Annotated in this window: 13 protein-coding genes and 1 tRNA gene; 12 read left to right on the forward strand and 2 right to left on the reverse strand. The window is 61.5% G+C overall.

Annotated features, from left to right (window positions below; translation table 11 throughout):
* Positions 1 to 50: 50 nt before the first annotated feature.
* The 4 genes from JQC81_RS12620 to JQC81_RS12635 all read left to right on the forward strand — a co-directional run bounded on the left by JQC81_RS12620 (position 51) and on the right by JQC81_RS12635 (position 3,308).
* Entirely contained in the window at positions 51 to 827 is a 777-nt protein-coding gene (locus JQC81_RS12620; RefSeq protein WP_203272202.1) for a carbohydrate ABC transporter permease, read from the forward strand.
* Positions 827 to 1,180, forward strand: coding sequence for a hypothetical protein (locus JQC81_RS12625; RefSeq protein ID WP_203272162.1), 354 nt, complete (start codon positions 827 to 829; stop codon positions 1,178 to 1,180). The genes JQC81_RS12620 and JQC81_RS12625 overlap by 1 nt, the downstream gene beginning before the upstream one ends.
* On the forward strand, positions 1,173 to 1,454 hold the full coding sequence (locus tag JQC81_RS12630; RefSeq protein ID WP_203272163.1) for a DUF2160 domain-containing protein: 282 nt from the start codon (positions 1,173 to 1,175) through the stop codon (positions 1,452 to 1,454). The genes JQC81_RS12625 and JQC81_RS12630 overlap by 8 nt, the downstream gene beginning before the upstream one ends.
* Before the next feature lie 150 nt (positions 1,455 to 1,604).
* Positions 1,605 to 3,308: an ABC transporter substrate-binding protein gene (locus JQC81_RS12635; RefSeq protein WP_246520389.1), complete on the forward strand. Its 1,704-nt coding sequence runs from the start codon at positions 1,605 to 1,607 to the stop codon at positions 3,306 to 3,308.
* A gap of 107 nt (positions 3,309 to 3,415) precedes the next feature.
* Here the strand turns inward: JQC81_RS12635 and JQC81_RS12640 are convergent, their stop codons facing one another.
* The gene (locus JQC81_RS12640; protein ID WP_203272165.1) at positions 3,416 to 4,483 is read right to left on the reverse strand and encodes a patatin-like phospholipase family protein; all 1,068 of its coding nucleotides are present in this window, start codon (positions 4,481 to 4,483) and stop codon (positions 3,416 to 3,418) included.
* 253 nt (positions 4,484 to 4,736) lie between these two features.
* On the opposite strand from JQC81_RS12640, the gene JQC81_RS12645 reads away from it, so the two are divergent.
* The 5 genes from JQC81_RS12645 (at position 4,737) to JQC81_RS12660 (ending at position 8,394) form a co-directional block, all read left to right on the forward strand.
* Positions 4,737 to 4,812, forward strand: a tRNA-Ile gene (locus tag JQC81_RS12645).
* 223 nt (positions 4,813 to 5,035) lie between these two features.
* Positions 5,036 to 5,767, forward strand: a complete 732-nt coding sequence (locus JQC81_RS12650; RefSeq protein ID WP_203272166.1) for a Crp/Fnr family transcriptional regulator — start codon at positions 5,036 to 5,038, stop codon at positions 5,765 to 5,767.
* 446 nt (positions 5,768 to 6,213) lie between these two features.
* Positions 6,214 to 6,414 carry a LuxR C-terminal-related transcriptional regulator gene (locus JQC81_RS34330; RefSeq protein WP_376772401.1) on the forward strand — a complete coding sequence of 67 codons (201 nt, stop codon included), beginning with the start codon at positions 6,214 to 6,216 and terminating at the stop codon, positions 6,412 to 6,414.
* Positions 6,415 to 6,597: 183 nt separating this feature from the next.
* A complete protein-coding gene (locus tag JQC81_RS12655; protein ID WP_203272167.1) occupies positions 6,598 to 7,584 on the forward strand; it encodes a glutathione S-transferase family protein in 987 nt (328 codons plus the stop codon).
* Positions 7,585 to 7,725: 141 nt separating this feature from the next.
* Entirely contained in the window at positions 7,726 to 8,394 is a 669-nt protein-coding gene (locus JQC81_RS12660) for a PRC-barrel domain-containing protein (RefSeq protein WP_203272168.1), read from the forward strand.
* Positions 8,395 to 8,465: 71 nt separating this feature from the next.
* Here the strand turns inward: JQC81_RS12660 and JQC81_RS12665 are convergent, their stop codons facing one another.
* Positions 8,466 to 9,686 carry an adenylate/guanylate cyclase domain-containing protein gene (locus tag JQC81_RS12665; protein WP_203272169.1) on the reverse strand — a complete coding sequence of 407 codons (1,221 nt, stop codon included), beginning with the start codon at positions 9,684 to 9,686 and terminating at the stop codon, positions 8,466 to 8,468.
* 127 nt (positions 9,687 to 9,813) lie between these two features.
* Here JQC81_RS12665 and JQC81_RS12670 point away from each other — a divergent pair, with 127 nt between their 5' ends.
* The 3 genes from JQC81_RS12670 to JQC81_RS12680 all read left to right on the forward strand — a co-directional run bounded on the left by JQC81_RS12670 (position 9,814) and on the right by JQC81_RS12680 (position 12,339).
* Entirely contained in the window at positions 9,814 to 10,434 is a 621-nt protein-coding gene (locus tag JQC81_RS12670; protein ID WP_203272170.1) for a TIGR02466 family protein, read from the forward strand.
* A 70-nt stretch (positions 10,435 to 10,504) separates the two neighbouring features.
* Positions 10,505 to 11,566: a bifunctional transcriptional activator/DNA repair enzyme AdaA gene (locus JQC81_RS12675; RefSeq protein WP_203272171.1), complete on the forward strand. Its 1,062-nt coding sequence runs from the start codon at positions 10,505 to 10,507 to the stop codon at positions 11,564 to 11,566.
* A gap of 8 nt (positions 11,567 to 11,574) precedes the next feature.
* Complete coding sequence (locus JQC81_RS12680; protein WP_203272172.1) at positions 11,575 to 12,339, forward strand: isocitrate lyase/PEP mutase family protein; 765 nt, start codon at positions 11,575 to 11,577, stop codon at positions 12,337 to 12,339.
* Positions 12,340 to 12,351 lie beyond the last annotated feature (12 nt).

Consider the following 12,351-nt stretch of genomic DNA (forward strand, 5'->3'; position numbering starts at 1 on the left):
CTGCAAACCGCGCCCTGTCAGGCCCAAGGGTGACCGGGCGGGTGGTGGTGATGACCCTTTACCTCCTCTTTCTCATGCTGCCGATTTACTGGCTCCTGAACATGAGCCTGAAGACCAACATGGAGATCACCTCAGGCCTCACCCTCTGGCCGCGCGAGATCACCTTCGACAACTACATCAAGATCTTCACGGACGAGAGCTGGTACTCGGGCTACATCAACTCGCTCACCTATGTGCTCATCAATACGGTGCTGTCGATTGCCTTCGCGCTGCCGGCGGCTTACGCCTTCTCCCGCTACAGGTTTCTTGGCGACAAGCACCTGTTCTTCTGGCTGCTCACCAACCGGATGGCGCCGCCGGCGGTGTTCGCGCTTCCCTTCTTCAACCTCTACTCGGCCATTGGCCTCTTCGACACGCCCTGGGCCGTGGCCCTCGCCCATTGCCTGTTCAACGTGCCGCTCGCCGTCTGGATTCTCGAAGGCTTCATGTCGGGCGTGCCGCGGGAGATCGACGAGACCGCCGCCATCGACGGCTATTCCTTCCCGCGCTTCTTCATCAAGATCTTCATGCCGCTGATTGCCTCGGGCGTCGGCGTGGCGGCCTTCTTCTGCTTCATGTTCTCCTGGGTCGAGCTGCTGCTGGCGCGCACCCTGACCTCGGTGGACACCAAGCCCATCGCCGCCACCATGACGCGCACGGTCTCGGCCGCCGGCATGGACTGGGGTCTCCTGGCGGCTGCCGGCGTGCTGACCATCGTGCCGGGCGCGCTCGTGATCTGGTTCGTCCGCAACTACATCGCCAAGGGCTTTGCCCTGGGGAGGGTGTGATGACGCATCAGAAGATTGCCGTCAGCGAAATACGGCGATGGATGAACACGATTTGCGATGTGCTTGAAATGAGAGGCATCAGTCAGATCGATGTTGAGCAGGAAGGCTACTGGGATGTATTTTATGAGGAGGCTTACGACTTCTCGCGTCAGCCAGAGCCGCAAGTCGGCTCTTTGAGCGATGACATTGCCGATCTCCGTAAGGAAAGGGAGGCCTTCCACTCCGATGACATTGGCATGGTCGTGGACCATGCCTGCCACCATTTGCAAGGGATCGTGAAGTACCTGTCCGTAATCTCCGCTGGCCCGGTGGTGAGTGCTTCCGACAGGTCCAAAGGAGGCGCCCATGGCTGATCTCGCCTGGATGGCCTGGACGTGGCAGACCGGCCTCTTCTTTGCGGCCATCGCGAGCCTGCTGCTGATCATGACAGGGCTGGCGATCTATCGACCCGAGACGGAGCGGGTCGGCATCCTGCGCATCCCCACCACGCGCGGCGACAGGCTCTTCATCTCGCTTCTCGGCTCCGCCTTCATCCACCTCGCCTGGCTCGGACTTGTCGGGCCTGACCTGTGGTGGGCGTCTGCGCTTTCGCTTCTCTATGCGGCGGCAGTGTTCCGCTACGTATAAGGAGCGACAATTCAAGACCTTCGGTTCATCCGAACGGAAGGGACAAGACCGGCAGGCAAGCTGGCTATGGGGTTATCTGGGAGGACAAGAATGAAACTCACCCAATCACACCGGCGCCTGAAACTCTTCGTCTCGACAAGCGCCCTCGCCATGGCACTCGGCACCGGCGCCGCTCTCGCCGGCATGGAAGAAGCCCGTCGCTGGATCGACAGCGAATTCCAGCCTTCCACGCTCTCGAAGGACGAGCAGCTGAAGGAGATGGAATGGTTCGTGAATGCGGCCAAGCCCTTCGCCGGCATGGAGATCAACGTGGTCTCGGAGACCATCACGACCCATGAATACGAGGCGCGCACGCTTGCCAAGGCATTCTCGGAAATCACCGGCATCAAGCTCACCCACGACCTGATCCAGGAAGGCGACGTGGTGGAGAAGATCCAGACACAGATGCAGTCGGGCCGCAACATCTACGACGCCTGGGTCAATGACTCCGACCTCATCGGCACCCACTTCCGCTACAAGCAGGCGGTGGCGCTCGACGACTGGATGGCGGGCGAAGGCAAGGACGTCACCTCGCCGACGCTGGACATCAACGACTTCATCGGCAAGTCCTTCACCACGGCTCCGGACGGCAAGATGTACCAGCTGCCGGACCAGCAATTCGCGAACGTGTACTGGTTCCGCTACGACTGGTTCCAGCGTCCGGACATCAAGGAGAAGTTCAAGGCCAAGTACGGCTACGATCTCGGCGTGCCGGTGAACTGGTCGGCCTATGAGGACATCGCGGAGTTCTTCACCAACGACGTGAAGGAAGTCGACGGCGTCAAGGTCTACGGCCACATGGATTACGGCAAGAAGGACCCCTCGCTCGGCTGGCGCTTCACCGATGCGTGGCTCTCCATGGCCGGCAACGGCGACAAGGGCATTCCGAACGGACTGCCCGTCGATGAATGGGGCATCCGCATGGAAGGCTGCCGCCCGGTCGGCTCGTCCATCGAGCGCGGCGGCGACACCAACGGGCCTGCAGCCGTCTACTCGATCACGAAGTATCTCGACTGGCTGAAGAAATATGCCCCTCCGCAGGCCGCGGGCATGACCTTCTCCGAGTCCGGTCCGGTGCCGGCGCAGGGCAACATCGCCCAACAGATGTTCTGGTACACGGCCTTCACGGCCGACATGGTGAAGCCGGGTCTTCCGGTGGTGAACGCGGACAACACGCCGAAATGGCGCATGGCTCCTTCACCCAAGGGCGCATACTGGAAAGAGGGCATGAAGCTCGGCTACCAGGACGCAGGATCGTGGACGCTGCTCAAGTCCACGCCTGTCGAGCGCCGCAAGGCCGCCTGGCTCTACGCGCAGTTCGTGACCTCCAAGACGGTCTCGCTGAAGAAGAGCCATGTGGGTCTCACCTTCATCCGTGAGAGCGACATCTGGCATCAGTCGATGACGGATCGCGCACCACAGCTCGGCGGTCTCGTGGAGTTCTACCGCTCGCCTGCCCGCGTGCAGTGGACGCCCACCGGCAACAACATCCCGGACTACCCGAAGCTCGCGCAGCTCTGGTGGCAGAATATCGGCGATGCGGCCTCCGGGGCCAAGACACCGCAGCAGGCGATGGACTCTCTCGCCGCCGCACAGGACGACGTGCTCACCCGTCTCGAGCGCGCCAACGTGCAGGGCGAGTGCGGCCCGAAGATGAACCCGAAAACCTCAGCAGAGGAATGGTTCAAGAAGGCCGAAGCCGCCGGCACTATCGCGCCTCAGCGCAAGCTGGCGAACGAGAAGCCGAAGGGCGAGACGGTGGATTACGACACGCTCATCAAGAGCTGGCCGGCCAACCCGCCGAAGCGCAGCTGATCAACAGAAGGCTCCACCCGCAAGGGTGGAGCCTTTCCTGAGTGGGGCGCCAGACTGCGCTCTCGCCCCCCTCTCGCCGATTGTCGTCAGGCGCGATCCGCACCCGATCAGGAATAAGCGCTAGGCAGATCGAGAGTGCTTTTCCGACCAACGTGCTGGTAATTCTCCTCAAGCCAGTTCCGAGCGGCTTCCCGACCCAGATCCTTAAGCGTCTCGAAGAACTCCCACTTGGCGCTCAGGCGCGAGGCTGCGGTGAATTCATCAAGCTTCTCGCCGCCGTGAATCCGGTGCATCAGCACCCGCTTGTAGTCCTGTGTCGAGAGCTTGCCCTCGTCGATCAGACGCGTGACGAAATCGACGGCCCGCAATTGCTGCAGCAGATTGGCGTTGAACGTGATCTCCGTAAGACGGTTCTGGATTTCACGGGCACTCTGCGGCGTCGAGCGGCGTTCGATCGGGTTGATCTGGACGAGAACGATATCGTCAGAATGCGTCTCGTAGTAAAGCGGAAACAGCGCAGGATTGCCGGAATAGCCTCCATCCCAGTAGGGCTCGCCGTCGATCTCGACGGCCTTGAAGATCATGGGCAGGCAGGCCGAGGCGAGAACATGATCGACGGTCAGTTCGGGACCGGTGAAAATCCGGATCTTTCCGGACCAAACATTGGTCGCCGCGATGAAGAGCTTTGCATCCGTGCAGGCGCGCACCCGGTCGAAATCGATCAGCTCGCTGAGAGCATCCCGCAAAGGATTGATGTCGAGCGGGTTCAGATCGTAAGGACTCGCCACCCGCGACCAGGCATCGAGCCACAGATGGGTCGTGGCCCCGCCGACGCTCCAGAAGCTCAGCATGCGATCGAAAAGCGAGCGCTGAGCCGGCGACAGGCTGCCGTCCAGGCTCACGCGCTGCCAGAACGTACGAAGTTGCTCGCGGGCGCCGTCCCGACCGCCATCGATCCAGCCCTCGAACAGGACTACCGCGTTCATGGACCCGGCGCTGGCGCCGGTGATCGCCTCGATGGCGAGGCGACCGTCCTCCAGCAGATAGTCGAGAACGCCCCAGGTAAAGGCGCCGTGAGCCCCGCCGCCCTGCAGGGCCAGCGAAACCGTTTTTTCGGCATTGGGGCTCCGCAGCCCACGGACAAGGTGGCTGGTCTTTTCGGCTCGTCCGGTCATCGCAGGCTCCCAATCGTCTGCAAACCTAACACGAGGAGCATTCCAGAGGGCAATCCTGGACCGCTGCCGCTCCCTAGGGATCTAAATGCAGGCGACAGGCTGTGCGACAGCCAGGACCGGATGGCCATGACAGAACCGGCTTGACGGGGCGCGCGATGTATTACAGGAACATGAGAGGGTGCCGGGCATGCTCCGGCACCGGCCAAGGAGGAAGCATTTCCTCCTGGTAGAAGGCGACCCTCCTTCTCCGGAAGGGCCTGTAGCTCAATGGTTAGAGCCGGCCGCTCATAACGGTCTGGTTGCAGGTTCGAGTCCTGCCAGGCCCACCACCTATTAGAGTCAATGACTTAGGTGAGTGTTTAGCGTCATTAGCGACACTGATTAGCGACAGTTAGCACCTCGTTTGATCGGGCATTGTGAACCATGGCTGATTGCACTCACAGATTCGTGAGGGCGGAACGTTATCTCTTAAGTAGGAGGTAAGTTGCCGCTTGCGCTCGAAATCCTATTCACTAATGGACCGAGTTCAGTAGACGGCTATGGTCTTCTTACATGAGTCAGGCACGGAAGGCGAAGAATCACAGGTCCAATCGGCTTCTGGCCGCACTTGATCCAGACGACTTTGCCTACCTCGAACCTCACTTGGAGATTGTCGCCTTACGAAGAGGGACGGTGATCTATGAAACAGGCGACTTCATCCGCCACACCTATTTCCCTCATGATGCCATCGTCTCTCTGGTCAATGTTCTAGAGGATGGCCGCACTGTCGAAGTGGCAAACTTCGGCTGTGAGGGCATGTTCGGCTTACTCAGTGCGCTTGTGACCCGCGAGTCCTTCGGGCGCTACATCGTGCATGTGCCAGGAACGGCATCACGCATTCCCTTTGAGCAAATCAACCAGATTCGGAATACACGACCCGGCATTCGTCAGATCATCATGCGATATGGCGAGGCGCTGCTTGCCCGAACGTTCCAGATTCTCTCGTGCAATGCCGCCCATAGTGTCGAAGAGCGGTGCTGTGGCTGGATCCTGAACATGCAGGATCGGGTGAACCAAGAGGTTGTTCCCCTCACCCACGAGTTCTTGGCCGAACTGCTTTCCGTCCAGCGATCCACATTGAGCGCGGTTCTCGGCAGGCTCCAAGCCCAAGGCCTGATCAACCAACGCCGAGGGGCCATCGCGATCTTGGATCGTCATGGTCTCGAAGAAGCAGCGTGTGAGTGTCACGTGAGCATAAGAAAAGTATTTAATCGTTTGCTGCCTCATCCCAACTCGTCAGCCTGATGTTTAACAAGGCAGAACTTGGCTGTTTTAGCAGCTTCATGCGGCATTTAATGCCAAACACTTTCGAATATGTTCGCTTTGTCGCATTCCCGACAGACGCCATAAGGAAAGTTCTTCATGGGATCAGATGATGAAAGTGGCGTTCCATGGGAGCGGGGAATGACTTCTCAGAATGCAAATAGCGCAGCTTCGAGCGACAAGGCTAGAGGCTTTGCTGCAACTGTAGAGGATCATCCTCTTGTGAAGTCACTCCGGTCTATTCTGAAGGAGATTGACGATCAGTATGAGCGGGAGCGACACAACTTCGTCGCTACCTTGCCAAATACGAGCGCCAAAGATCGTGCCTTAGCCATGCTTAGATCTAGGCACCATCAACGTCGGGAGAACTACGTCCGAGAACTCGCCGCCCTTCTTGAGCGCACATCATGACAGCAAAAATCATCAGAATGCCTCTTCCTGACACTTGCAGGTTTTCCACGACTGAGACCGCTGTGTTTTGGCGACTGAAAGAAGGAGCGCAATCTGGCACGATTGCATCGGAACTCGGCCTAGCCGAACCGATGGTGAAGGAGTACATCAAATCCATTCTGAGGAAGGCCCGTACTCAAGAGTCCGGCTTAAGCGCCATAGATAACGTCGATCTTTGAGCGCAATCATCCTTTCGGATCAAGTTAGTTGGCCTATCTGCCGGGCCCACCACCATCTCTGATACTTTGAGACGCTTGTGCCTGGCCCAATGGTAGCTACCCGTCTACCGTATGTTGCCAGCAGGCTCTTGATCCAGCCGGAATCCGACCATCTGTCTGATCTCATGAGCGGTGGAGGAAGAGATGGGGCTGCTTGTCGACGGGGTCTGGCAGGACCGGTGGTATGACACCACGAGCACGGGCGGCCGCTTCGTGCGGACGAATGCCGTCTTCCGCAACTGGGTCACGGCGGACGGGTCTCCCGGCCCAACGGGCGAAGGCGGCTTCGCGGCCGAGAGCGGGCGCTATCACCTCTATGTATCGCTCGCCTGCCCCTGGGCGCACCGCACCCTGATCATTCGAAAGCTTAAAGGCCTGGAGGCAATGATCGGCGTCTCTGTCGTGCATTGGCGCATGCTTGAACACGGCTGGACGTTCGAGGAGGGTCCCGGCGTCGTTCCGGATCCCATCCATGGAGCCCGCTACCTGCATCAGGTCTACACGGCCGCCAAATCCGACTACTCAGGGCGTGTGACGGTGCCGGTGCTCTGGGACAGGGCGAAGGGCACCATCGTCAACAACGAATCCGCCGAGATCATCCGCATGATGAACGCGGCCTTCGACAGCATCGGAGCCAAACCCGGCGACTACTATCCTGAAGATCTCCGACCCGAGATCGACGCGCTGAACGCACGCATCTACGATCACGTCAACAACGGCGTTTACAAGGCTGGCTTCGCGACGACGCAGCAGGCCTATGAGGAGGCCGTGCGCCCGCTCTTCGAGGCGCTCGATAACCTCGACGAGCGGCTGTCCTCACGCCGCTATCTCTGCGGCGACAGGCTCACCGAGGCCGACATCCGGCTGTTCACCACGCTGGTGCGCTTCGATGCCGTCTATGTGGGGCATTTCAAATGCAACCTGCGCCGGATTGCGGACTATCCGCATCTCTCCGGCTACCTGCGTGACCTCTACCAGACGGACGGCATCGCCGAGATGGTCAACATGGCGCATATCAAAGGGCATTATTACGAGAGCCACAAGACCATCAATCCCACCGGCATCGTGCCCGCCGGACCGTTCCTGGATCTCGATGCACCGCACGGCCGCGAGCAACTGTCCGGAAGCTGATGCGCTTCCCGGACGGATATGCTGAGCGCTCTCCGGTGCAGCAGAGCAGGATCACGTTAAGAGGAGCAGAGCGCAACCTAGAGCCGTCCCTTCCGTTCGACTAGCAGGCCCGTCAGGGCTTTAATCGAGAGGAAAGAAAATATGATGAACCGTATCGGTCTCGGTCTGATTGCGAGCACGCTCCTGGCCGCTCCGGCCTTCGCACAGGCTCAAGCGCCGGCCCAGCCGCAAGGCCAGGCACCTGCCAGCGGCACCACCATGCAAGCGCCCATGAACCAGGGCGCTGGAACTGCCATGCAGGGCAGCGAGGTTCAGTACATCACGCAGAACCGCTCCGATCTGTGGCGTGCATCGCGGCTGGAAGGGGTCAACGTCTACAACCAGAACGACGAGCGGATCGGCGACATCAGCGAAGTTCTCGTAAACCGCCAGGGACAGGTCGAAGCCGTGGTCATCGGCGTCGGCGGCTTCCTCGGCATGGGCGAGCGCAGCGTTGCTGTGCCGTACAATGTCATCCAGTGGCAGCAGCAGAGTCAAGACCGCGTCGCGGGAACGACAGGCACGCCTGGCGCAGCCGGGACGACTGGTTCCACCACGATGGGCGCGGCGGGCTCGGCCAACACGGCCGGCACGAATACCGCAATGACCAGCAACACCATGCAGCAGCCCGAGACGACGGGCACAGTCGGCACCGGCTATCAGGTCACCGCGGGCGATCGGATGCGCGACTATCCGGAACGGGCCATCCTGCCGAATGCCACGAAGGAGCAGCTCGAGAACGCTCCGGAATTCCGCTACGCCAATCAGTAAAGATTGTTACCGACGTGTTGAAGGAGCCCTTGAGGCTCCTTCTTCGTTTTCGGGAAGAGAGCGAGGCTCGCTTACGGCCGGTAGACCTCGATGGCTTCTGCAAAGCCTTCCACCGCATGGGCTCCGAGCGGCGCAGGATTGCCCCACAGGTGCTCCACGAACGGCTTCGACATGAGCAGCGGCTCGCCCAGGCGCTTGTTCAGTTCGGCGATGCGGCTGGCGAGATTCACGTCGCGTCCGATCACCGTGAAATCGAGGCGCTGGCCGGAGCCCACATTGCCATAGGCTGCATCGCCGTGATGGAGGGCGAAACCCACGCTGATCGGCACGGGGAAGCGCCCCTCGCTGTTCGCCGCCTCGATGCGGCGAAGGGCATTGGTGGCGGCCGTGAGCGCCGATTGCGCCGCGCCGCCCGTGTCGTCACCCTTGTCGCGCACGATCGCCAGCACACCATCGCCCAGATATTTCAGCACCTCGCCGCCCTCGTCTTCGATGGGCGGCACGAGGCAGTCGAAATAGGTGTTCAGCAGCTCGACCGCGCTCTCGGGACTCAGCGTCGACGAGATATGTGTGTAGTCTCGCATATCGGCGAACAGAATGGCCGAGCGGATGCGCGTGACCTGCCCGCGCTGAATGGCGCCGGAGAGGATCGCCTTGTGAGGATCGTCGCCCACATAGATGCGCAGTACCTGGTCGAGGCGATTGCTGGTTGCGCGCAGCTCGGTGACGAGAGCAAAGGACGGCATGACCAAGCGCAGGATCGTCAGCTCTCGCGGACCGAACCCGCCCGGCGTCCGGGTGGCAAACGAGACCGCATTCTCGGCTCCGTTGGTGAACAGGACCGGGACCGTCACATATTGCCGATAGCCCGCCTCCTTCAGCTCCGGAATGACGGCGAAGAGATCGTCGGCGGTCTCGTCCAAGTCCAGGATGAGCCATTCGCCGGTGCGGTTCACATAGGCGAAGGGGCTTGCCTGGTAGACGGCTTCGCGACGATCCCCGTGGGGCAGGTATCGCACGACCGTGCCCTCCTCCCGGGTCCAGAACCGGCCGATGCCGGCATATTCCGTGTGGAGCGCCTCGATGGCCGAGACGGCCCGGTCGACCGGCAGGCCCAGATCGATCAGCCGGTTGAGGAAGCCGGAGAGGACCTCGTTCGCATCTTCCATGCGGGCCGCGACGGTCACGAGCCAGTCGCGCAGAGCAACGACCCGCGACAGGCTCTCCGTGTCGAGGCTCTTGGCCATAGTCAGGAGATCGTCCGAGAAGGCTGTGGCGGGAGGAAGCGTCATAAGGCCAAGGTGTGTTGTTCCCCCGGAACCTTCAAGGCGCGGGGAGGTAATCGCTGGGAAAAGCTGATATGCGCCTCAATCGGGCAAGCATTTTGACAGACGGCAGCCCCCGTAATAGAGCCGAGCCATGGCCAGCATCGATACGCTTTTCGTCACCAAAGTCTACCGCGCCGAGCTCACCGGCTCCAAGGCCGAGCAGCGCAACGCCGAGCTTGAGGCAGCCTCCCTGTCCATTGCCGAGGACGACGAGGCCGGCCAGCGCTGGTGCGCCAAGCACGGCTATCCGGGCTACACGTCCTATGCATCCCTCAACGACCTGCCCTGGCGGGTCCCGGTTTTCGGCGACCTCCTGAAGGAGATCGACAAGCACGTGGCGGCCTTCGCCAAGGAGCTTGAATACGACCTCCAGGGCCGCAAGCTCGTCATGGACAGCCTGTGGATCAACATCCTGCCCCCCGGCGGCATCCACACCTCGCACATCCACCCGCATTCGGTGATCAGCGGCACCTATTACGTGACGATTCCCGAGGGAGCGAGCGCCCTCAAGCTCGAGGACCCGCGTCTCGGCTTCATGATGGCGGCCCCACCGCGCAAGGCCAAGGCCAAGACCGAGAATCGGCAGTTCGCCTATATGAAGCCGGTTCCAGGCACGGTGCTGCTGTGGGAAAGCTGGCTGCGCCATGAGGTACCCCTCAATGAGGCGGAGTCCGAGCGCATCAGCATCAGCTTCAACTATGCCTGGCAATAAGGTCGGCAGTCGAGAAATAGACGCCTCGTTTCCGGCGACACGGGTCCGGCTCCTGCGCTAAAACATCGTCATGCAACTGCTTCGTGACGACGACACTCTGTTTGCCGCCCTGATCGCCCGCGATCCCTCCTACGAAGGGTTCGCTTATGTGGGCGTGAAGACCACCGGCATCTTCTGCCGTTTAACCTGCCCGGCCCGCAAGCCGAAGCGCACGAACGTCGTGTTCTTCGCCTGCAGGGACACGGCCCAGGAGGCGGGCTTTCGTCCGTGCCTCCGCTGCAGGCCCCTCGACATCAAGCCGCCTGCGAGCGAGGCCCTCCAGACGCTGAAAGACCGTATCAAGGCGGAGCCCGACCGGCGGTGGAGTGCGGGCGACCTGAAGGTGCTGGGCTACGATCCTTCGACGGTACGCCGCGCCTTTCAGCGCCAATACGGCGTCACCTTCGCGCAATATGCCCGGTCGCAGCGGTTGGGGCTTGCCGTCGGCACCTTGCAGCAGGGCGGCTCGGTGATGGATGCGCAGCTCGATGCCGGCTACGAATCCGGCAGCGGCTTTCGCGAAGCTGTCAGCCGGCTCATCGGCGATGCGCCGACACGCATGACGGCGCACCAGATCCTCACGGCGCAATGGCTCGACACGCCCATCGGCGCAATGCTCGCCGTGGTGGACGATGCGGGCGTCCACCTGCTCGAATTCGCCGAGCGCAAAGCGCTTCCCACTGAGATCAAACGGCTGCGCGAGCGTGCTGGGCCGATCCGCTTCGGGCATCACCCGATGCTCGACAGGCTCGCCGGTGAGGTGGAGCAATACTTCTCTGGCCGGCTGACGGCGTTCACCATACCTGTCGTTCAGAAGGGCACGGCTTTTGAGGCCAATGTCTGGAATGCTCTGCAGCAAATCCCGGTCGGTCAGACACGCAGCTATGGCGCGCTTGCCCGCGCGATGGATCGCCCCGAGGCGGCGCGGGCGGTGGCGCGGGCGAACGGCGCCAATCAGGTGGCGATCATCATTCCCTGTCATCGGGTGATCGGCGCCGACGGATCCATGACCGGCTACGGCGGCAAGATCTGGCGCAAGCAATGGCTGCTGAACCATGAGCAGCGTATGGTAACATCACAATCACAGCCTTGAGGTTACAGATGTCCGATCAAGTCACGAAGGCCCAGACGTTCAAGGCGCTGCACGTTCCGGGCAACCCGGTCATCCTGTTCAATGTCTGGGATGCGGGCACCGCGAAAGCCGTGGGCGCAAGCGGTGCGAAAGCGCTCGCAACCGGCAGCTGGTCCGTCGCAGCGGCGCATGGCTTCGAGGACGGCGAGCATATGCCCTTCGATCTGGCGCTGGCCAATCTGGAGCGCATCACGGCCGCCACCGATCTTCCGGTGACCATCGATCTGGAGAGCGGCTATGGAAGCAACCCCGAGGAAGCCGGCGCAAGCGTTGCCCGCGCGGTGCAGGCCGGCGCCATCGGCTGCAATCTCGAGGACAGCGCGCGTGAGACCGGACCGTTGCGCCCGATCTCCGAACAGGCTGCGCGGCTGAAAGGCGCGAGGAATGCAGCCGACAGGCTGGGCGTTCCCGCCTTCCTCAATGCGCGCACCGACGTGTTTCTCGCTGCCCCGGCGGACGCGCATGAAGGCCTCGTCGCGGAGGCGCTCGAACGCGGGCGCGCCTATGCCGATGCCGGCGCGGATGGCTTCTTCGTGCCTGGGCTCGTCAATGAGAGGTTGATCGCCCGCATCGTCGAAAGCTCTCCCCTGCCGGTGAATGTCATGTTCAACGCAGCAATGCCGCCGGCTGCGCGCCTTGCGGAACTCGGCGTTGCCCGCATCAGCCATGGGCCAGGGCCGTACCGGGCGATGATGAAGGCGCTTGAGAGCGCCGCGAGGGAGGCCCTGCTCTGACAGGGCCAACCT

It is taken from the genome of Microvirga arabica (assembly GCF_016811235.1).
Taxonomy (GTDB): Bacteria; Pseudomonadota; Alphaproteobacteria; order Rhizobiales; family Beijerinckiaceae; genus Microvirga; species Microvirga arabica.